This window comes from Pantoea sp. EA-12 (assembly GCF_030053355.1).
GTDB classification, from domain to species: domain Bacteria; phylum Pseudomonadota; class Gammaproteobacteria; order Enterobacterales; family Enterobacteriaceae; genus Pantoea; species Pantoea vagans_C.
In genome coordinates this window covers 25,996-46,877 of sequence record NZ_JASGBY010000020.1, presented here as the reverse complement: position 1 = coordinate 46,877, position 20,882 = coordinate 25,996, and the positions used below count along the sequence as shown (strand labels likewise).

19 protein-coding genes and 3 tRNA genes are annotated in these 20,882 nt (G+C 53.5%); 10 read left to right on the top strand and 12 right to left on the bottom strand.

The window, feature by feature from the left end; all coding sequences use genetic code 11:
• Nucleotides 1–5: 5 nt before the first annotated feature.
• A complete protein-coding gene (locus QMZ30_RS22770) occupies nt 6–1,352 on the bottom strand; it encodes an MFS transporter (protein WP_039330711.1) in 1,347 nt (448 codons plus the stop codon).
• A gap of 507 nt (nt 1,353–1,859) precedes the next feature.
• On the opposite strand from QMZ30_RS22770, the gene garD reads away from it, so the two are divergent.
• On the top strand, nt 1,860–3,419 hold the full coding sequence (garD, locus tag QMZ30_RS22765) for a galactarate dehydratase (RefSeq protein ID WP_283229007.1): 1,560 nt from the start codon (nt 1,860–1,862) through the stop codon (nt 3,417–3,419).
• A 246-nt stretch (nt 3,420–3,665) separates the two neighbouring features.
• Here the strand turns inward: garD and QMZ30_RS22760 are convergent, their stop codons facing one another.
• The 4 genes from QMZ30_RS22760 to syd all read right to left on the bottom strand — a co-directional run bounded on the left by QMZ30_RS22760 (nt 3,666) and on the right by syd (nt 6,368).
• The gene (locus tag QMZ30_RS22760) at nt 3,666–4,112 is read right to left on the bottom strand and encodes a flavodoxin (RefSeq protein WP_039330706.1); all 447 of its coding nucleotides are present in this window, start codon (nt 4,110–4,112) and stop codon (nt 3,666–3,668) included.
• A 12-nt stretch (nt 4,113–4,124) separates the two neighbouring features.
• Nucleotides 4,125–4,904 (bottom strand): tRNA pseudouridine(65) synthase TruC, encoded by a 780-nt coding sequence (gene truC / locus QMZ30_RS22755; protein WP_283229006.1) that lies wholly within the window; start codon nt 4,902–4,904, stop codon nt 4,125–4,127.
• A complete protein-coding gene (locus tag QMZ30_RS22750) occupies nt 4,904–5,230 on the bottom strand; it encodes a YqcC family protein (protein ID WP_283229005.1) in 327 nt (108 codons plus the stop codon). The genes truC and QMZ30_RS22750 overlap by 1 nt, the downstream gene beginning before the upstream one ends.
• Nucleotides 5,231–5,819: 589 nt before the next feature.
• Nucleotides 5,820–6,368, bottom strand: coding sequence for a SecY-interacting protein (gene syd / locus QMZ30_RS22745; protein WP_283229004.1), 549 nt, complete (start codon nt 6,366–6,368; stop codon nt 5,820–5,822).
• A 62-nt stretch (nt 6,369–6,430) separates the two neighbouring features.
• Between syd and queF the strand changes: the two genes are divergently transcribed.
• The 3 genes from queF (at nt 6,431) to xni (ending at nt 9,612) form a co-directional block, all read left to right on the top strand.
• Nucleotides 6,431–7,276, top strand: coding sequence for an NADPH-dependent 7-cyano-7-deazaguanine reductase QueF (gene queF, locus QMZ30_RS22740; RefSeq protein WP_283229003.1), 846 nt, complete (start codon nt 6,431–6,433; stop codon nt 7,274–7,276).
• 186 nt (nt 7,277–7,462) lie between these two features.
• Nucleotides 7,463–8,818, top strand: a complete 1,356-nt coding sequence (gene ppnN, locus QMZ30_RS22735) for a nucleotide 5'-monophosphate nucleosidase PpnN (protein ID WP_283229002.1) — start codon at nt 7,463–7,465, stop codon at nt 8,816–8,818.
• A gap of 38 nt (nt 8,819–8,856) precedes the next feature.
• On the top strand, nt 8,857–9,612 hold the full coding sequence (xni, locus tag QMZ30_RS22730; RefSeq protein WP_283229001.1) for a flap endonuclease Xni: 756 nt from the start codon (nt 8,857–8,859) through the stop codon (nt 9,610–9,612).
• A 554-nt stretch (nt 9,613–10,166) separates the two neighbouring features.
• On the opposite strand, the gene rlmM is transcribed toward xni, so the two are convergent.
• From rlmM to QMZ30_RS22710, 4 genes are all read right to left on the bottom strand, one after another.
• A complete protein-coding gene (rlmM, locus tag QMZ30_RS22725; RefSeq protein ID WP_283229000.1) occupies nt 10,167–11,267 on the bottom strand; it encodes a 23S rRNA (cytidine(2498)-2'-O)-methyltransferase RlmM in 1,101 nt (366 codons plus the stop codon).
• Complete coding sequence (locus QMZ30_RS22720; RefSeq protein ID WP_039330690.1) at nt 11,260–11,655, bottom strand: DUF423 domain-containing protein; 396 nt, start codon at nt 11,653–11,655, stop codon at nt 11,260–11,262. Before QMZ30_RS22720 ends, rlmM begins: the two co-directional genes overlap by 8 nt.
• Before the next feature lie 175 nt (nt 11,656–11,830).
• A complete protein-coding gene (locus QMZ30_RS22715) occupies nt 11,831–12,748 on the bottom strand; it encodes a transcriptional regulator GcvA (protein ID WP_058969873.1) in 918 nt (305 codons plus the stop codon).
• Between the two features lie 335 nt (nt 12,749–13,083).
• Nucleotides 13,084–13,308, bottom strand: coding sequence for a YgdI/YgdR family lipoprotein (locus QMZ30_RS22710; RefSeq protein ID WP_058969875.1), 225 nt, complete (start codon nt 13,306–13,308; stop codon nt 13,084–13,086).
• Between the two features lie 204 nt (nt 13,309–13,512).
• On the opposite strand from QMZ30_RS22710, the gene csdA reads away from it, so the two are divergent.
• Nucleotides 13,513–14,718: a cysteine desulfurase CsdA gene (gene csdA / locus QMZ30_RS22705; protein WP_283228999.1), complete on the top strand. Its 1,206-nt coding sequence runs from the start codon at nt 13,513–13,515 to the stop codon at nt 14,716–14,718.
• A gap of 4 nt (nt 14,719–14,722) precedes the next feature.
• Nucleotides 14,723–15,172 carry a cysteine desulfurase sulfur acceptor subunit CsdE gene (csdE, locus tag QMZ30_RS22700; protein WP_283228998.1) on the top strand — a complete coding sequence of 150 codons (450 nt, stop codon included), beginning with the start codon at nt 14,723–14,725 and terminating at the stop codon, nt 15,170–15,172.
• Here the strand turns inward: csdE and tcdA are convergent.
• Both tcdA and mltA read right to left on the bottom strand, forming a co-directional pair.
• Nucleotides 15,160–15,966 carry a tRNA cyclic N6-threonylcarbamoyladenosine(37) synthase TcdA gene (tcdA, locus tag QMZ30_RS22695; RefSeq protein WP_283228997.1) on the bottom strand — a complete coding sequence of 269 codons (807 nt, stop codon included), beginning with the start codon at nt 15,964–15,966 and terminating at the stop codon, nt 15,160–15,162. The genes csdE and tcdA overlap by 13 nt on opposite strands.
• A gap of 174 nt (nt 15,967–16,140) precedes the next feature.
• Entirely contained in the window at nt 16,141–17,289 is a 1,149-nt protein-coding gene (gene mltA, locus QMZ30_RS22690; RefSeq protein ID WP_058969879.1) for a murein transglycosylase A, read from the bottom strand.
• A 204-nt stretch (nt 17,290–17,493) separates the two neighbouring features.
• Between mltA and QMZ30_RS22685 the strand changes: the two genes are divergently transcribed.
• The 3 genes from QMZ30_RS22685 (at nt 17,494) to QMZ30_RS22675 (ending at nt 17,828) form a co-directional block, all read left to right on the top strand.
• Nucleotides 17,494–17,570, top strand: a tRNA-Met gene (locus QMZ30_RS22685).
• A gap of 52 nt (nt 17,571–17,622) precedes the next feature.
• Nucleotides 17,623–17,699 (top strand) — tRNA-Met (locus QMZ30_RS22680).
• A 52-nt stretch (nt 17,700–17,751) separates the two neighbouring features.
• Nucleotides 17,752–17,828, top strand: a tRNA-Met gene (locus tag QMZ30_RS22675).
• 206 nt (nt 17,829–18,034) lie between these two features.
• Here the strand turns inward: QMZ30_RS22675 and amiC are convergent.
• Nucleotides 18,035–19,270, bottom strand: coding sequence for an N-acetylmuramoyl-L-alanine amidase AmiC (amiC, locus tag QMZ30_RS22670; protein ID WP_283228996.1), 1,236 nt, complete (start codon nt 19,268–19,270; stop codon nt 18,035–18,037).
• Between the two features lie 232 nt (nt 19,271–19,502).
• On the opposite strand from amiC, the gene argA reads away from it, so the two are divergent.
• Nucleotides 19,503–20,831, top strand: a complete 1,329-nt coding sequence (gene argA / locus QMZ30_RS22665) for an amino-acid N-acetyltransferase (RefSeq protein WP_039333254.1) — start codon at nt 19,503–19,505, stop codon at nt 20,829–20,831.
• The last annotated feature ends 51 nt before the right edge of the window (nt 20,832–20,882 follow it).

Here is a 20,882-nt window from a genome sequence, read left to right as displayed (position 1 = left end):
AGTCCTTATGCCCGATGTTTGAGTTCGATGCGTTTGATATCGCCCGTAATAAACAGGAAGCTAAACGCAGCAACAAAGGCGTGAATGCCGACGTAAATCAGCGCACCCTCGAAAGAACCGGATGCCGCGATGATGTAGCCAATGGCAATTGGCGTGACGATGCCGGAGAAGTTGCCAAACATGTTGAACAAACCGCCGCTTAACCCGCTGATCTCTTTCGGTGCAGTATCCGCCATCACCGCCCAGCCCAGCGCACCAATGCCTTTACCGAAGAACGCCAGCGCCATAAACAGCACCACGACCCACTCTGTTTCGGTGTAGTTACACATCACCATGCTGATAGAGAGCAGCATGCCGACCACAATCGGGGTTTTACGCGCAATATTTAGTGAACCGGTTTTACGCATCAGGTAGTCGGAAATCACACCGCCCAACACCCCGCCCAGGAAGCCACAGATAGCCGGAATCGAGGCGATCATGCCTGCTTTCAGGATTGACATGCCGCGTGCCTGCACCAGATACACCGGGAACCAGGTGATAAAGAAGTAGGTCAGTGCGTTAACGCAATACTGGCCGAGATAGATGCCCCACATCATGCGAGTCGAGAGCAGCTGTTTGATTTGATACCATTTTTCATCCCAGCTCACTTTGCGCTCTGATTTTTTGGCATCCATATTGATCAGTGCGCCGCCTTGCTCCATGTACTCCAACTCGGCTTTGTTCACGCCAGGGTGGTTATTCGGATCATGCATAAACTTCAGCCAGACGAAGCTGAGGATGATGCCCAGTCCGCCCATGAACCAGAACACATGCGCCCAGCCCACTTCCGCCACCAGCCAGCCCATGATTGGGGCGAAAATCACCGTGGCGAAATACTGTGCCGAGTTGAAAATCGCTACGGCAGTGCCGCGCTCTTGTGCCGGGAACCAGGCTGCCACAATGCGGCTGTTGCCGGGGAACGAAGGTGCTTCCGCCAGACCAACCAGGAAGCGCAACAGGAACAGTGAAATGACGATGCCAAAGCCACTGAACAGGTCAACGAAACCTTGCAGCAAGGTAAACAGCGACCACAGGAAAATGCTCCAGAAGTAGACGCGTTTTGAACCAAAGCGGTCGAGCAGCCAGCCGCCAGGAATTTGCCCAATCACGTAAGCCCATGAGAAGGCGGAGAAGATATATCCGAGACCGACCGAGTCGAGGCCGATATCTTTAGACATGGCAGAACCGGCAATCGAAATGGTTGCGCGGTCACCGTAGTTAAACGACGTGACGATAAATAACATCACCACAATCCAGTAACGGGCATTGGTGCGTTTTTGCACGGCTTCCGCTGTCTGGCTGAAACTATTCATGCTGCACTCCTGAAATATAGCGAACGCTACATTCACTCTGACTGCATACACATCGCGTTGGGTATCAGAATGATGTCGGGTTAAACACGGCGATTGTTGTTGTGGCAAAACGATGATGCGTCGTGACAAATAACCAAACGTTTGAAGAACGAGAATCAGTATAGGAACAGCATGGAGGCGAAACACTGGAAGGACGCCCGACAATGCAGGTCAATTAGGAAAGATTTTATGGCATCTGCACATAACGCTGCGGCATGGCTCACGGAACCACATCACGCATGGTCAAATTGATTAAAAAGCAGACTATGGGTGCGCACTTTGTGAGTCTCTTCACTTGCGTTTGGCAAAACGTCCCAAACTCAGCCAATAAAAGTGCGTAATGCCAGTCAGTTGCACAATGCGCCGCCCAATACCCCTGCATATACTGAGGCTGGCAAAAAATGATGTCGTGATGGAAGCATTTACACCGCGCTGCCATGTACAGTGCGACAAACTGGAAGGTGAGCAATGAACCGACCGCTTACAGAAAAACCGCTTTATATAAAAGTACATGACGCCGATAACGTGGCGATCGTGGTTAATAATCAGGGTCTACCTACTGGCACACGCTTTGAGGATGGCCTGCAGCTCACAGAACATGTCCCACAAGGGCATAAAGTGGCGCTGATTGATATCCCTGAAAACGGTGCGATTCTGCGCTATGGCGAAGTGATTGGCACCGCCCTGCGCCCCATCGCTCAAGGCAGCTGGATTGAAGAATCTTTGGTGGCGTTACCCGAAGCGCCACCACTTAACAGTCTGCCATTGGCCAACAATGTGCCTCCGGCACTGCCCCCGCTGGAAGGCTACACTTTTGAAGGCTATCGCAACGCTGATGGCAGTGTCGGCACCCGCAATCTGTTAGGCATCACCACCAGCGTGCACTGCGTCGCTGGGGTTGTGGATTACGTTGTGCAGATGATTGAACGCGATTTACTGCCGCGCTATCCCAACGTTGATGGCGTTGTCGCCTTAAATCATCTCTATGGTTGTGGTGTGGCGATCAACGCCCCTGCGGCTGTGGTGCCGATCCGCACCATTCATAACCTTGCGCTCAATCCTAATTTCGGTGGCGAAGTGATGATCGTCAGCCTCGGTTGCGAGAAGCTGCAACCCGAGCGATTGCTCACCGGCACACCCGACGTGCAGGCGATTTCGCTGGATGACCGTGACATTGTGCGTTTGCAAGACGAACGGCACGTCGGCTTCGGCGCGATGGTGGATGAAATTCTGCAGGTGGCCGAGCGCCATTTGAAAAAGCTGAACCAGCGCCAGCGTGAAACCTGCCCGGCGTCAGCGTTAGTGATCGGCACGCAGTGCGGTGGCAGTGACGCCTTCTCGGGTGTGACTGCCAATCCCGCTGTGGGTTTCGCCTCGGATTTGCTGGTGCGCTGCGGGGCAACAGTGATGTTTTCCGAGGTTACCGAAGTGCGTGATGCCATTCATCTGCTGACACCCCGAGTAGTGGATGAAAGCGTGGGCAAACGCCTGCTGGAAGAGATGGCATGGTATGACGACTACCTCAGCCAGGGGCAGACCGATCGCAGCGCTAACCCTTCGCCGGGCAATAAAAAAGGTGGTCTGGCTAACGTGGTGGAAAAAGCGCTGGGTTCGATTGCCAAGTCAGGTCGCAGCCCGATTGTGGAAGTGCTGTCACCCGGTCAGCGTCCGACCCAACGTGGCTTGATCTATGCCGCCACGCCAGCCAGTGACTTTGTCTGCGGCACCCAACAGATGGCGTCCGGCATTACCTTGCAGGTGTTTACCACCGGTCGCGGCACACCCTATGGTTTAGCCGCTATTCCGGTGATCAAGATGGCCACGCGAAATGCGCTGGCTGAGCGTTGGCATGATTTGATGGATATTAATGCAGGCACCATAGCGACCGGTGAAGAGAGTATTGAGCAGGTCGGCTGGCGGTTGTTTGAGTTGATTCTGGAGATCGCCAGCGGCCGTAAGCAGACATGGTCCGATCGTTGGGGGATTCGTAATCAGCTGGCGGTGTTTAATCCGGCGCCGGTGACGTAACTTTTCCCCTCACCCTAACCCTCTCCCGCAAGCGGGAGAGGGAACCGATCGAGCATTCTGAAGCAAAATAGTCCCACCTTTACTGCCAGAGCCGCACAGAGTGCTCCCTCTCCCGCTTGCGGGAGAGGGAGCCGATCGAGCATTCTGAAGCAAAATAGTCCCACCTTTACTGTCAGAGCCGCACAGAGTGCTCCCTCTCCCGCTTGCGGGAGAGGGCTGGGGTGAGGGCAACATCTACTTTCACAATTACAACAACTTACCCCAGCTCTCCACCCACGGCGTGGTCACCGATTCTGGCTCTGGGTCCTCTGTTGCATCCACCAGCAGCACTTCGCCAATACGTTGCGCGCTCTGCTCTTGCAAGGTGGCATCGAAGGTTTTACCCGCGCCGCAGAAATTGTCATAGCTGCTGTCACCCAGCGCAATCACGCCATAGCGCAACTCTGGCTGATAGCCCAACTCATCGCGAACTTTCACATATAAACGCGCGATATTGTCGGGGAAATCCCCCTGACCGGTGGTTGAGGTCACGATGAGAATCACGTCTTTGCTGTAAGCCTGCCAGTCGGCCAGCGTTGCATCTTCAAACACCTTCACTTCATGGCCTTGCTCTTCCAGCACCGGCTGAGACTCCTCAGCCACCAGCAGCGCGTTGCCGTAAACCGTACCTGTAAAAATGCCAATCTTTGCCATCTTGCCGCTCCTTTATTCTGTTGGCTTATCCTGGACTGCCTCGTCGGCAAACTCAACCCTGGGAACTTCAGGGATCTGATCCTGCCAGCCAAAGTGTTGTAGCATCTGCTGCCAGACGCGATCCAGGCCGGCACGGATCACCAGTGGTTCACCGGTAACCGGATGATTAAGGCTGAGGCTGCTGGCGTGCAGCATCAAACGATTCATCCCAAAATGCTCTGCAGCACCGCGATTTTGACGCAGATCGCCGTGGGCACTGTCGCCAATAATAGGATGGCGCAGATGCACCATATGGCGACGCAGCTGATGTTTACGACCGGTATGCGGAGACATCTCTACCAGAGTGTAGCGGGCGCTGTTGTAGCGGCTAATGGCGACGGGCATCTCCACCTGCGCCAGTGAGCGATAATCCGTCACGGCATCCTGTGCAGTGCGCTCTTGGGTAGCAAACTTATCGGCTATCTTATCCAGCTCTTCCATCAGCGGATAATCGAGTGTCGCGCTGCCGTCGAGCCAGCCGCGCAGCACCGCGTGATAGGTTTTCTGCATTTGATGCTGCTCGAACTGCTGTGACAACAGATGGGCCACTTCGCTGGACAAGGCCATCAACAACACACCTGAGGTCGGGCGATCGAGACGATGAACGGTGAAAACGTGCTGACCAATTTGATCGCGTACCGTTTGCATCACCACCACTTTTTCGTCGCGATCCAGCCAACTGCGATGCACCAGCCAACCGGACGGTTTATTGACGGCAACCAGCCATTCATCTTGGTAGAGGATTTCCAGCATCAGGCAGTCGGGTCCTGAAACAGCGCGTCAAACTGGCCCAGTGCCAGTAGCAGCGCAGCGTGACCTGGCGTGCTGTCTGCCAGTGAAACTTCATAATAAGGCGTGACGGCGAAATTTTGTGGCAGCGGTGCACCCGCTTCAATCAAGGCGTGAAAACGAGGGATAAGCGCCCACTGCAGCCATTCCAGCGGCTCAAGTGTATCGAGACAAAAAGGCTCGCTGCTGGCGAAGGCTTCCGCTTCAGGGGGCTGGGTTTGCCAGTGGTCATGTTCGCGCATCACCGCTTCGACCTGCTGCAGCCGTTGAATAATCATTTGCGACGACATACGCCACCTCCAGAGAAAATTGGGCGGCAAGCATATCACTAGTCAGTCAATGCGCAAAAAAGCCATAAAAAAAGGGAGCACTGTGATTACAGTGCTCCCGGTTTCGTTTGCAGCATTCCCGCCACCGCTGTGCTCCCTGCTCATCCATGACAACTGTTCCTGCGCTTTCCATTGCCTGTCATCATGACATTTGTCCTTAGCATCCTGGCCCACCACATCCAACGTGGCTCTCATTCTCCATCCTGGAGGTGTCCTTAACTCAATCCTGAGTGTCCTGCTTCATCCTGAAGCCTTCCGTGTGTCGTAAGCTCCGTTACGTTCCTGCCGCCTGGCTGACATTCTCCTGAACGTCTCTTAATCCCCTAGCTTCCTGCCAGTGGTGACTATTCTGTCAGAAACCATCGCAATAACAAGCTAGTAAGAAGCGTTAATAGATTGAGTCAGATTATCTCTTTAGGAGAAACGCTATAAGCTCATGATTCACAATATTTTTACATCGAAGCCTTCCAGAAGGCTGCAAAATGATCTAGCGATCTCTCACACACGATGTGAGAGATCTCTTACAAAACAGATATCTTAACTCTGCCAATCAGGCAGTAAGCGGTTGTAAAGCATTAAGAAATATCTGAACATCTGCCGCCAGAACCTGACGATTTTTACTACCAGGCTGTTCCAGAATAACTTCGCCGGTTAAGTTGCAGACGGCAATCACATCCTGCTCTGATTCAGTTGTGGCAATAAACAATGTTGGACTCTGTTTCAGGCGGCGCTTCATCACCAAATGCCCAATCAGGTTTTCCTGCAAGCGGGTAAAGTCTGATTCACTCCACACCTGTAATAGCGTGATTGGCTGCTGCTCAAAGCTTGCCGTCATATCACCGGCAAATTGTGACGTGTAGAAGGCAGTGATCTCTGGACGCAGCTGAATGTCCAGCGCGCGCTCAACCGCTTCCAGCGTCGCGGGCAGCGTAAAGGGTTGTGGCTGCCATAACACGCGATCTTCCAGCGTGCTCACAATGCAGGGTGAAGGCACACCTAACAGATCGGCACTGGCAGGCAGATGCCCAGATTGTTGTTGCCAGAGCTGAACATAACGGGCGGTAAATTCACGCAGGGCGTCGGCGGTTTGCTGCATCATTCATCTTCTCGCTTATGATCGGTTACACTTAGCCACTTTGATGGAATCTAGTGGTAACCGATATGTCTTCTGAAAACCGCGATCAGGCATTAAGCGGCCTGACCTTAGGTAAGCCTACGGCTTATGTTGATCGCTACGATAACACGCTGTTGCAATCCGTGCCGCGCAGCCTGAATCGTGAACCGCTTGGGCTCTACCCGGATAATTTGCCGTTCCAGGGTGCCGATATCTGGACACTGTACGAACTCTCCTGGCTGAACAGCAAAGGCGTGCCGCAGGTAGCTGTAGGCGAAGTCGTACTCCGCGCCGATAGCGAAAACCTGATCGAGTCCAAGAGCTTCAAGCTTTATCTTAACAGTTTTAACCAGACGGTTTTCGCCGACTGGGGTGAAGTGCGCCAAACGCTGGAACGCGACTTACGCGCCTGCGCCAACGGTGAAGTCAGCGTCGCGCTTTTCCGTCTGAGTGAAGTCGAAGGCCAGCCGATTGGACATTTTAACGGCGAAGTGATTGACGAGCAGGATATCGAAATCCATGACTATGCGTTCAATGCCGACTATTTAGCGCGGGCAGTGGGAAGCGAAGTGGTTGAAGAAACGCTGGTGAGCCATTTGCTGAAATCGAACTGCCTGATTACACATCAGCCCGATTGGGGTTCAGTGATGATTCGCTACAAAGGCCCACGCATTGATCGTGAAGCTCTGCTGCGCTATTTGATCTCTTTCCGTCAACACAATGAATTCCATGAGCAGTGCGTTGAGCGCATTTTCAACGACATTCAACGCTTTTGCCAGCCAGAATGCCTCACTGTTTACGCACGTTACACGCGTCGTGGTGGGTTGGATATCAATCCCTGGCGTAGCAATGTGCCCTTCTCTCCCACTTTCTCCCGCTTGGTTCGCCAGTAACAGATTGCGAGGCACCTCGCAGGCCGCTGCACGGATGCGCGGATCCACTTGAGCATTCACCGCGGACAACGTTACTCTGTCAAAGGCGCGAGGAGTAAAGCCTGCGTTCCAAAGGATTTTCGTCACTGCGTTCAGTCAGTTAAGCGCAGCGTCATCAGTCACGCCTTTGCGTGTAAAGGAGTTCTCTTGATTACACATATTAGCCCTCTTGGCTCAATGGATCTGCTCTCCCAGTTGGAAGTCGACATGCTGAAGCAAACCGCCAGCAGCGACCTTTACCAACTGTTTCGTAACTGCTCGCTGGCGGTGCTGAATTCCGGCAGCCAGACCGACAGTAGTCAGGAACTGCTTTCCCGCTTTGAAAACTTTGATATCAATGTGTTACGCCGTGAGCGCGGGGTAAAACTTGAGCTGATTAATCCGCCGGAAGAGGCGTTTGTTGATGGGCGAATTATCCGCTCGCTGCAAGCCAACCTGTTTGCCGTACTGCGCGACATTCTGTTTGTGAATGGTCAACTCGAGCGCAGCGATCAACAAAATGCCGATGATTCCGCGCATATCACCAATCAGGTGTTCTCCATTCTGCGTAATGCCCGCGCGCTGCACATCGGCGAGTATCCCAATACCGTGGTGTGTTGGGGCGGCCACTCCATTAATGCGGTGGAGTATCAGTATTGCCGTAACGTAGGCACACAAATGGGTCTGCGTGAACTGAACATTTGCACCGGTTGCGGACCTGGCGTGATGGAAGCGCCAATGAAAGGCGCCGCCGTCGGCCATGCACAGCAGCGCTACCACGACAGCCGTTTTATCGGCCTGACAGAGCCATCCATCATTGCGGCAGAGCCACCGAACCCGCTGGTCAATGAACTGATCATCATGCCGGATATTGAAAAGCGCCTCGAAGCCTTTGTGCGCATTGCACATGGCATTGTGATTTTCCCAGGCGGGGTCGGTACTGCGGAAGAACTACTGTATCTGCTGGGCATTTTGATGAACCCGCATAACAGCGATCAAGTGCTGCCGTTAATCCTGACCGGGCCAAAAGAGAGCGCAGATTACTTCCGTGTGCTGGATGATTTCATCGTTAACACCCTGGGTGAAACCGCACGCAAACACTACAAAATCATCATTGATGACGCAGCAGAAGTGGCGCGTCTGATGAAAAAAGCCATGCCGCAGGTGAAAGAGTACCGTCGTGAAACCGGTGATGCCTACAGCTTCAACTGGTCGATTCGTATCGCCCCCGAGCTGCAGGTTCCCTTCGTGCCAACCCATGAAAACATGGCCAACCTTAAGCTGTTCCCGAACCAACCGGCAGAGAAACTGGCCGCAGATTTGCGTCGTGCTTTCTCTGGCATTGTCGCCGGAAACGTTAAAGAAGTGGGCATCTGTGAAATTCGCGAGAAAGGTCCGTACAAACTGCACGGGGATGCCGATTTGATGCATCGTATGGACGAACTGTTGCAGGGCTTCGTGGCCCAACAGCGTATGAAGTTGCCAGGCAGCGCCTACATCCCGTGCTACGAAATCATTAAATAACCCATCAGGAAGGCAGCCTGCGGGCTGCCGCTATCATTATGCCGTTTCATCTTCTTATTATTGATGCGCTCAACCTGATCCGCCGTTTGCATGCCGTGCAAGGCACACCCTGCCGCGATGCCTGCGTTGCGGCACTGCATCAGCTATTGGGCCACACACAGCCGACACATGTGGTGGCAGTATTTGATAGTCAGGATCGCCATCCCGGCTGGCGGCATCAGCTGTTGCCCGATTACAAAGCCGGTCGCCCACCGATGCCAGATGATTTGCAGCTGGAGATGCCCGCCATTCAGCAAGCGTTTGAGGCCGTGGGCGTCAGCTGTTGGGTGGCCGATCTGGATGAAGCAGACGATCTCGCCGCCACCCTGGCAGTGAAAATGGCCGATGCCGGACATCAGGCCACCATCGTGTCTACCGACAAAGGTTATTGTCAGTTGCTGGCGCCGAATATCCGTATCCGCGATTATTTCCAAAAACGCTGGTTAGATGTGCCTTTCATTGAGCAAGAATTTGGTGTTTCCCCCCTTCAATTGCCTGATTACTGGGGATTATGCGGCATCAGTAGCAGTAAAATTCCCGGCGTGACAGGCATCGGCCCCAAAAGCGCCCGTGAATTGCTGGTGCAATTCGGCACGCTGGAAGCCCTCTACCAGCAGCTCGATCAGGTGCCCGTGAAGTGGCAGAAGAAGCTGCGGGATCATCAAGACATGGCCGACATTTGCCGCCAGGTGTCAACGTTGAAACGCGATTTGGTGTTGCAGGGTAATTTGAATACGTTGCGGTATAAGGCGTAAGTACATAATTGTATGGGCGTTTATGGCCCACCACATTAAAAATTAGAACCGAATTTCCCTAAATAATTCGTGCTGAAGGAAGGCGGCAAGCCTGCTCGCCCCGGGAGCATACACTAGTATGTGACCGGGGCGAGCAAGCGCAGCCAACGCACCTGCAGCGCGAAGTATGAGGGGACATTTCCCTAAATAATTCGTGTTGCAGCAAGGCGGCAAGCCTGAGAGTCCCCGGGAGCATACACTAGTATGTGACCGGGGCGAGCAGGCGCAGCCAACGCACCTGCAGCGCGAAGTATGACGGGACATTTCCCTAAATAATTCGTGTTGCAGCAAGGCGGCAAGCCTGAGAGTCCCCGGGAGCATACACTAGTATGTGACCGGGGCGAGCAGGCGCAGCCAACGCACCTGCAGCGCGAAGTATGACGGGAAATTATCCTGCAAATAATTTGTGCTACAGCAAGGCGGCAAGCTTGGGAGTCCCCGGGAGCATACTCAAGTATGTGACCGGGGCGAGCAGGCGCAGCCAACGCCGCTGTAGTGCAAAGTATGCAGCAGGATTAGCGTTCGTCGCGACGGCCACCGACGGCAGCCCACAAGCGCCGTACATGAACGGTAATCTCTTCGCGGTCATGATAAAGCTGGCGCGCCTGAATTTGCGCATTCACGCCCTTCTCTTTCAGCGCGGCATCGATCATTGCCAGATTCTGCGTCACTTCCTCATAACGCTTTTTCATCGGCAGCTTGAGGTTGAAGATCGCCTCGCGGCACCAGCCGTTGACCAACCACTCGGTCATCAAACTCGCGACACGCACCGGTTTCTCTACCATGTCGCACACCAGCCAGCTGATGTTGTTGCGCGCTGGACGATATTTGAAGCCATCTTCACGGCAATGCGTAACCTGTCCGGTATCCATCAGGCTTGGCGCCATCGGACCGTTATCAACGGAGTAAACCCACATGCTGCGCTTCACTAACTGATAGGTCCAGCCACCTGGGCAGGCACCAAGATCCACCGCATACATACCGCTCGCTAGGCGTTCATCCCACTCATCAGCCGGGATAAACACATGAAACGCCTCTTCCAACTTCAGGGTTGATCGGCTTGGCGCATCAGATGGGAACTTGAGGCGCGGAATGCCCATATAGAACGGCGAGTTGTTGTCAGATAGCGAATAACCGACATAGCAGGTGCCCGGCGCAATAAAGAACACGTGCACTACCGGGCGTTTCGGCGATTCGTAATTAAGCAGAATTTTGCTCTCACGCAGGCTGGCGCGCAATGGCACGGTCAACTTGCGGCAGAACTTAGTGAGTTCTTTGGCTTCGTTGGTGTCCGGTACTTCAACACGCAGCTCGCCGCCCTTCTCCACCACACCGGTCAGCATGCCGACAATCGGCGTAATGCGATCTTCCGGTGGTAAGTCACGCAGCAGCTCACCGACCACTAGCATTTGACGCGCAAAAATCAGCTCGGCAAACGGCAAGTTTTTAATCAGCTTTTCCGCATCTTCTTGCTGGTAACATTCAAACAGCACATAGCCGGAGTCATCCTTTACGCGTGGGAAACCGTAGATTTCACGCTCTGCGGCTTTGGCACTGATTTCCGCCGCACACTCTTTTTCAAATCCTGGACGGCAATAGAGTAAAACTTTATTCATGGCGATCTGCCTTTCGTTTCAGACGCAGCGCGCCAATCAACATCAAGAACCATCCAATCAGGAAGCACAAGCCTCCGACTGGCGTGACAAAAACCCAAAACTTCATATGCGACAGCGCTAAACAGTAGAGACTGCCGCTGAATAACACGGTGCCGAGCGCCAGTAACGCGCTGCTCCAGTAGAACCAGATATTGGCGCGACGCAGCATCGCCGCCCCTAAACCAATCACCGCCAGCGTATGGTACGCCTGATATTCAAGACCGGTATGGATCCACGCCATTTCGGCTGGGCCAAGCGACTTGCTCAGCACATGTGCCCCAAAAGCACCAAATGCCACCAACAGAAACCCGCTGATGGCCGCAAACACAAACATGGCACGACTGGACATTCAGTAATCCTCAAAGGTGAAACCGCACATCACTGTGCAGCTATACCGTCATACTTCAAACCGCAGCTGCGTTGGCTGCGCGTGCTCACCCCAGTCACTTACTGATGTAAGCTCCTGGGGATTCACCCACTTGCCGCCTTACTGCAGCTCGAATTATTAAGGGTATATCAACGTATTAGTGATCGTAGCGAAAGCGGAATTTTTCTTGTTCATGGGCCGCTTTTTCCAGAATCCACTGACGAAAGGCGGCTATTTTACCCAGTTCTGCCTGACTGTCATGACAAACCAGATAAAAAGCGTTTTTACTCACTAACACGTCATTAAATGGGCAGACCAAACGCCCAGCCTCAATCTCACTCTGCGCCATCACGTTGTTGGCCAGCGCCACGCCCTGACCGTGGATCGCCGCCTGCAACACCATGGCGCTGTGGCTGAAAATCGGGCCCTGCTGCACATTGATGTGCTGCAAGCCTAGCTGGCGAATGTAGGATTGCCAGTCACGGCGTGAGGCATCATGCAGCAGCGTAAAATGCGCCAAATCTGCGGGAGTTTTAAGCGGATGTTCCCCCGTCAGCAGCATTGGGGAACAGACCGGCAACAAATATTCGGCATACAGTTTTTCTACCCGCAGTCCCGGCCAGTTGCCACGACCATAGAAAATAGCGACGTCGACATCGTCGGCCAGTTTCTCTTCATCCCGGTCCACAGCCTGAATACGTACATCAATGCCCGGATAAGCCATATTAAAGCTTGAAAGACGTGGAACCAGCCACTGAATTGCAAAACTGGGCAGCAGGCTGACGGTCAACGCCCCCTTCGCACTGCGCGCCTGAAGCTTGCGCGTGGCATCATTGATGGCAGAGAAAATCTCTTTGATATCCAGATAGTAGCTTTGCCCATCTTCAGTCAGTAAAAGCGAACGATTCCTCCGCCGAAATAGCTTTAGACCGAGGAAATCTTCCAGAGATTTAATCTGATGACTGACAGCTGCCTGGGTAACAAACAGCTCTTCAGCCGCTTTAGTGAAGCTCAGATGGCGGGCCGCTGCGTCGAAAACACGTAGGGCATTGAGCGGGGGAAGGCGTTTTGACATGGTTTTCCGTCTACGGATTTACAAGGTAATAGTCCAACTTATACAAAGTCGCTACGTATTAGTTTTTTTAATCCGAGACATTATAATTTGTCCGTTGAGGAAGCTCCAGCAAATACCTATAGTTCCCGCACTTCCTGAGCCGGAACGAAAAGATTTCTGGAAACGTGCGAGAGATCGCAGACTTTTGGAGAGCTTTTGGCTTGTGGTCGTGATGTTGTGTTTGCATTTTGATCTGACGATTGCAGATCAAGCTTTTAATTCCTGTAGATTTACCCTGTCTGTCCAAGTGATTTTAAGTAGCACCGCAAATTGCGGTGCTTTTTTTTATCTGAAGCTTACTGACCCATCTCAACCATTTCTTTCACATCCGTACGATTGATCTGCTGCTCATTGCCATTGGCATCTTTATAGCTAATCATACCGGTTTCATCGTCAACTTTCGGTTTCCCGTCCGCTACAATGGTGCGACCATCGTTGGTATGCATGACATAATTGCTGGAACAGGCAGCCAGGGTAAAGGCCAAAGTACACACGGCCAGCACTGCGGTAAGTTTTTTCATCTTCTATCTCCTTGCAGATTGATTGCATTAAACCACCCGCGCGCTGACCACAGGCGCCAAAGTGAAATCGACTGGTTAAGGTCAATTCTTTATGCGGGTTTCGGTTCAAACCTTGCAATAATTAGCATAACGCGCTTTTCCAGCTTTGCCAGGTAACAGGCCGGCTTTCAGCCTGGTCCTAACATTCAATACAGTGGGCTGAGTATGACCATTTTTTCTCCATCCGCCTTTCGCCAGCAGTTTCCCGCGCTGAGTGATGCCGGTGTCTATCTCGACAGCGCCGCGACCGCCCTGAAGCCACAAGCGGTGATTGACGCCACCTCGCAGTTCTATTCGCTCAGTGCAGGCACCGTACATCGTAGCCAGTTTAAAGCGGCTCGCCTGCTGACAGAACAGTATGAACACGCACGTGGCCTGGTGGCCCGCTGGATCCATGCCGCCGACGATCGCCAGATTGTCTGGACGCGTGGCACCACAGAAGCCATTAATCTGGTGGCCAACAGCTGGCTGGCTCCCCGCCTGCAACCGGGTGATGAAATAGTCGTGAGTGAAGCTGAGCATCACGCGAACCTGGTACCGTGGTTAATGCTGGCGCAAGCCAAAGGGGCAAGAGTGGTGAAGTGGCCGATTGGCGAAGATCGTCTCCCGGACATTACTCTGCTGCCCGAGCTACTTAACCCACGCACCAAACTCCTGGCCATTGGGCAGATGTCGAACGTGACCGGCGGCTGCCCAGATTTGTTGAAGGCCATTTCTTTGGCGCATGCCGTTGGCGCAAAAGTGATGGTGGATGGTGCACAGGGCGTGGTGCACACCCCGCCAGATGTACAAGCACTGGATATCGACTTCTACGCCTTTTCCGCACACAAGCTTTACGGCCCGATGGGTATTGGCGTGCTGTACGGCAAAGCTGAGCTGTTGGAAGAGATGGATGCCTGGCAAGGTGGCGGCAAGATGTTAACTCAGGTCGACTTCAATGGCTTCACCCCACAACCTGTCCCCTGGCGCTTTGAGGCAGGTACACCCAATGTTGCCGGCGTTGTCGGACTGAGTGCAGCGTTAGAGTGGCTTTCTCAGCATCACGCGGAGAAGGCCGAGATGTGGAGCCAGCAGCTTGCCAGTCTGGCTGAAGAGCAGTTGAGCGAGATCCCCGGTTTCCGCAGTTTCCGTTGTGGTCATGCCAGCCTGCTGTCGTTTGATATTGAGGGCATCCATCACAGCGATATTGTGACGCTGTTGGCGGAACAGGGCATCGCGCTGCGTGCAGGACAGCATTGTGCGCAACCCTTAATGACCGCGCTGGGTGTCAGCGGCACATTACGCGTCTCCTTTGCCCCCTATAATAATTTGCAGGACGTGGATGCGCTGGTGCGCGCTATGCTTCATACCGTGGAATTGCTGAGTGAATAACGCTATGACAACCCTGACTGGCTCACATCCTTTTGGCGACGTGATTACCGCAACCAGCCTGACCGAAAAATTTTCTCATTTTCACCAGTGGGAAGACCGCTACCGTCAGTTGATTCAACTCAGCCGCCAGCTGCCCGCGCTGCCGGAAGAGGTGAAAACCGCCGAGATTGAACTCAGTGGATGTGAAAACCGCGTGTGGCTCAGCAGCCAGCTGCTGCCCAACGGCACGCTGCACTTTTATGGTGACAGTGAAGGCCGTATCGTGCGCGGTTTGTTAGCCGTTCTGCTGACCGCAGTGGAGGGCAAAACGCCAGCGGACCTGTTAGCACAGGATCCGCTGGCGTTGTTTGATACTTTAGGCCTGCGCGCGCAGCTCAGTGCCTCACGCAGCAGCGGTTTACAAGCGCTGGCGGACGCCGTTCTGCGTGCCGCACGCGCGCATCAGGTTGCCTGACGCGCCGCCCGGGCGAGGAATTTTTTCAGCGCATGTGAAACGGCAATAAAACCAAAGGTCGCGGTTACCATCGTCGCCGCACCAAATCCCGCCGTACAATCCATGCGTTTTGGACCTTCCGCCGTGCTTTTCGAGGTACAGACGCTGCCATCCAGCTGCGGATACACCAATGCCTCGGTCGAGAAGACGCAATCTATCCCTAACTTGCCCTTGCTGTTCTTCACAATCTTGAAGTCGCTTTTTAGCCGCTCGCGCAGCTTCGCCGCTAAAGGATCCTGGATGGTTTTCGCCAGATCGCTGACCTGGATCTGAGTAGGATCGATTTGACCGCCCGCCCCACCCGTGGTGATGAACGGGATTTTATTGCGACGACACCACGCAATCAGCGCGGCTTTGGGACGAATGCTGTCGATGGCATCGATTACATAGTCGAAACCAGCCGACAACAGTTCAGCGGTATTATCAGGCGTGATGAAATCGTCAATGCAGATCACTTCGCATTCAGGATTGATCGCACGGATACGCTCGGCCATCACTTCGGTTTTTGCCTGCCCAACTTTACCCTGCAGCGCATGGATCTGACGATTAGTGTTGGTGATACAGACATCGTCCATATCGATCAGGGTGATTTTACCAATGCCCGTGCGTGCCAGCGCTTCAGCCGACCACGACCCGACGCCGCCAATGCCAATAACGCAGAAATGGGCATCGGCAAAACGCTGCAGTGCATCCTGCCCGTACAAACGTCCCGTGCCACCAAAACGCTGCCGCCAGGCGTCGCTGACTACTTTCATATCAAACCTTTAATTGCGGTGCGCAGGATTGCACAACCTACAAAACAATGACGGTACTGTGGTGCGCATAAATGCGCACCTTACAAAAAAATCATGGAACATGAAGGGTCGCGAGTTATGGCGACCAAAACATTTATGCTCCACTTTTCGGCAGATTCACCGAACGCAACAATATCAATTTGCACCGATAATCAGTGAACCATTATTGCCATTCTGCGGATTGCTAAACAGCGGCTGCCCTGCACCAGGCGCAGCTTTTAACACCCAGACACGGCCATAGTGGTTATAAAAACCGGCAAGGTGCGCGGCATCAGGCCCCACACCCTGATAGATATCGAAGTGCTGGCCTTTGATCGCCCCGCCCACATCCAGCGCCACCATCAGGCGCATTTCATATTTGCCATTGAACTTGCCTTTCTCGTTCAACTGCGGCACTTCCGCCAACAGTGCGGTACCTGCCGGGATCAGTGAACGATCCGATGCCACCGACGCTTTAGCAATCAGTGGTACCGCACTGGCTCCACGCACCGGCACGTAATCTTCTGGCTTGAAGAACACGAAGGATTGGTTGGTTTCCAGCACATTACGCACCTCCTCAGGAGAGTGCTCCTGCGCCCACTGGCGAATCGCCTGCATCGACATATCTTCACGCTTCACTTCACCGCGATCGATCAGCTCTTTACCCACGCTATGATACGCCCAGCCATTTTTGCCGCCGTAGCCAAAGAAACGCAGTGGACGACCGTCGCCGAAATCGACGTAGCCGCTGCCCTGCACATCCATCATGAAGTTATCGATCAGCGAGTTGCTCCAGGCAATCACATAGCGCTCATCAAGTGCTCCACTATATATAGAAGCGCGGCTTGGCAATTTCTGCCCACGCGGACGCGGCGGCATACGATAAATCGGATACTGGAATTCGCCCTGACGGGTATAACGCGCTTCTACCACCGGCGTGTAGTAACCGGTGAACTGCACGTTGCCATAATTATCGGTGCCTTCCATTTGATAGGCATTTAAACCGAACTGGCTGAGCTGACGGGTGTCGGCACCGGAAAGCAGCCAGTTTTGAATCGCGCTATAGGTTCCGGTATTGCGGCTGTAGAGACCTGATGATGCGCTCTGAATCTGCTGAATCTGCACGCCAAAGTCTCTGCCGTTGACCGGGCGCCCTTTGGCATTGGGTTCATTGACCAGCCCGAGCGGCTGCTCCAGCTTGCCATCTATATATTGCTGACCCCGATCGGTCGGTTTAGAACTACAACCTGCTAACAGCGCGAGAAACGCGCCAGTCAGTGCATACTTCGCCCAATGTCCTTTCATCACTTTCTCTTTTTATCGCTTGTTGGCCCCGCGACGATAGCAAACGGACGGAAAGAATGAAATCCGCCACAGGCTACCGCGCTCACATCTGTACAATTAATCGCCCAATGGCGTTTTTATTCATCAACTGGCTGTAAATTTAGGGCCTTATGGCAAAAAGAGGTTGCATCGCCGCGTGCCAGGAGTATAGTGCGCATCCACGGACGCGGGGTGGAGCAGCCTGGTAGCTCGTCGGGCTCATAACCCGAAGGTCGTCGGTTCGAATCCGGCCCCCGCAACCAATTCTTCTTAAGTGAAGAGACAATTTGAAAGTCGTGTAACGCGTCAGACGGACGCGGGGTGGAGCAGCCTGGTAGCTCGTCGGGCTCATAACCCGAAGGTCGTCGGTTCGAATCCGGCCCCCGCAACCAATTCTTCTTAAGTGAAGAGACAATTTGAAAGTCGTGTAACGCGGCAGACGGACGCGGGGTGGAGCAGCCTGGTAGCTCGTCGGGCTCATAACCCGAAGGTCGTCGGTTCGAATCCGGCCCCCGCAACCAATTACAGATAAGCACCTTAACGGGTGTTTTTTTGTTTTTGGCGTTTGGCCAAAATAAAGCGGCATTGCCACCGCCCTTTTATACCCAAAATAATTCGAGTTTCAGGAAGGCGGCAAGTGCATGAATCCTCAGGAGCTTACTGAAGTAAGTGACTGAGGTGAATGCACGTAGCCAACGCACCTGAAACTTGAAGTATGAAGGGTATATCAGCGACGTGCCAGCACCGCCCCTTTCTCGAAGTACGCCTTAATACCATGCAAAATCGCCTCAGCGACCTGATGCTGATAACGTGCTGTGCGCAATTTACGCTCCTCCTCCACGTTACTGATAAAGGCCGTTTCCACCAAAATTGAGGGGATGTCCGGCGCTTTCAGCACCGCAAAGCCAGCCTGATCAACCGTGCGTTTATGCAGGTGATTGATGTGCCCCATACGTGACAGCACTTCTTTGCCAAACTTCAGGCTGTCGCTGATGGTCTGCCGCTGCACCATATCGAACATGGTGTGGTCGAGATAGCGATCGCCGCTCATGCTTACACCGCCGATCAAGTCCGATTCGTTCTGGGTTTGTGCCAGGTAGCGCGCCGCCGTGGAGGTTGCCCCACTGGTGGAAAGAGCAAACACTGAGGAGCCTCGGGCCGCGCGGCTGGTGAAGGCATCTGCGTGTATCGACACAAACAAGTCGGCGCGCTGCTTACGCGCCTTCGCCACGCGTACCCGCAAGGGAATAAACACATCCTCGTTGCGTGTCATGTAGGCTTTCATATTGCGTTCTTTATCGATCAGCGCCTTAAGATATCGACCAATCTTCAACACGATATCTTTTTCCCGCGTCTTGTATTTACCATGCGCGCCGGGATCTTCCCCACCGTGTCCTGGGTCAATCATGATAATGATCGGACGGTCGCGCCCCGCTTTACCCGGTAACGGAGCCTGCGCTGGCTGGTCGCGATCGAGTTCACCCTGGTTGTAATCGTTCAGTAACGCCAGTAGCGGATCCTCTTCCGTCGACGACTGGCTGGGGTAGAGATCAACCACTAAGCGGTGCTTAATACCGGCCACCGGTGCCAGCGTGAAGATCTTCGGTGCGACGTTACGCTTGAGTTCCAGCACCACGCGCACCGTGTTGGCATCAAACTGACCGACACGGGCATTTTTGATATAGGGATCGTCAACGCGCACTTGCTTATCCACCCCTTTCAGGACCGGATTGATATGCAGGTTATCAATGTCAATCACCAGGCGATCGGGGTTGCTTAAAGTGAACTGTTTATACTTAAGCGGAACATTCGACTCCAGCGTCACGCGGGAGTAAGTCGAGGAAGGCCAAATACGCACCGCCACAATATGCTGGCTGGCCGCAAGGCCGGTACGCGTCACGCTTAAAAGAAATAGCGCGCCTGCGCCCTGTAATAATCGTCGTCGTGTGAAAGCTTCAGACATGCCGCTCCAACTGCTGTGTAGTGTCTAAAATATCGTCAATTGACGATGGGAAGGCGAAAACTTTGTTGGGCTATCCGTGTCATGTTTTGCCAGAAAAACCAGATAATGCAGGCTGTTAGCGAGGGTTGCATCAGGAAAATCGTAAAGTAACGTCAGGCCCGGCGCTTGCAATAGCAGGCAAAAGAGCATAAAAATACAGAAATTTCGAATAAACATTCACAGAGGGTTTGCCGTGAAGGAACGTAGTACTGAACTGGTTCAGGGTTTTCGCCATACCGTTCCCTATATAAATACCCATCGTGACAAGACCTTTGTCATTATGCTGGGTGGCGAGGCCATCGAGCATGAGAACTTTTCCAGTATCGTTAATGACATTGGCCTGTTGCATAGTCTCGGCATTCGCCTGGTGGTTGTCTATGGTGCCCGACCGCAGATTGATGCCAGCATGGCACAGCAGCAGCTGGAACCGATTTATCACAAACATACTCGTGTCACCGATGCGCAATCACTGGAGCTGGTGAAACAGGCTGCCGGGCGTTTACAGCTGGATATCACGGCTCGCCTGTCGATGAGCCTGAACAACACTCCGCTGCAGGGTGCTCATATCAACGTGGTCAGCGGCAACTTTATTATCGCGCAGCCGTTGGGCGTCGATGATGGTGTCGATTACTGCCACAGTGGTCGTATTCGTCGTATTGATGAAGAAGCAATCCACCGTCAGTTGGACAACGACGCCATTGTGTTGCTCGGTCCAGTCGCGGTCTCCGTTACCGGTGAGAGCTTTAACCTCACCTCGGAAGAAGTTGCAACCCAGTTAGCTATCAAACTCAAAGCCGAGAAAATGATAGGCTTTTGCTCCGAGCAGGGTGTCACCAACCGTGAAGGCACCATCATTTCCGAACTGTTCCCGAATGAAGCGCAAGCGCGTATCGATGAGATGGAAAGTGACGGTGATTTCCTGTCTGGCACCGTGCGTTTCCTGCGCGGCGCTGTCAAAGCCTGCCGCAGCGGCGTTCGTCGCAGCCACCTGATCAGCTATCAGGAAGACGGTGCTCTGCTGCAAGAGTTATTCTCACGTGACGGTATCGGTACGCAGATTGTAATGGAGTCCGCTGAGCAGATTCGACGTGCGACCATCAATGATATCGGCGGCATTCTGGAGTTGATTCGCCCACTGGAGCAGCAAGGCATTTTGGTGCGGCGTTCACGCGAGCAGTTGGAGATGGAGATCGACAAATTCACCATTATTCAGCGTGATAACCTGACTATCGCTTGTGCGGCTCTCTATCCGTTCCCGGATGAGCAGATTGGTGAAATGGCCTGTGTGGCGGTACATCCTGACTATCGCAGCTCTTCACGCGGCGAGCTGTTGCTTGAGCGCGTGGCACTGCAAGCGCGTCAGATGGGGCTGAAGAAGTTGTTCGTGCTCACCACACGCAGTATTCACTGGTTCCAGGAACGCGGCTTTACGCCGGTGGATATTGAGTCTCTGCCCGAGAGCAAGAAGCAGATGTATAACTATCAGCGCCGTTCAAAAGTGCTGATGGCGGATTTGGGTTAATCAACGCATCGCGTGAATGTTCAGTGCGCATCAATGCGCACTCTACAAAAA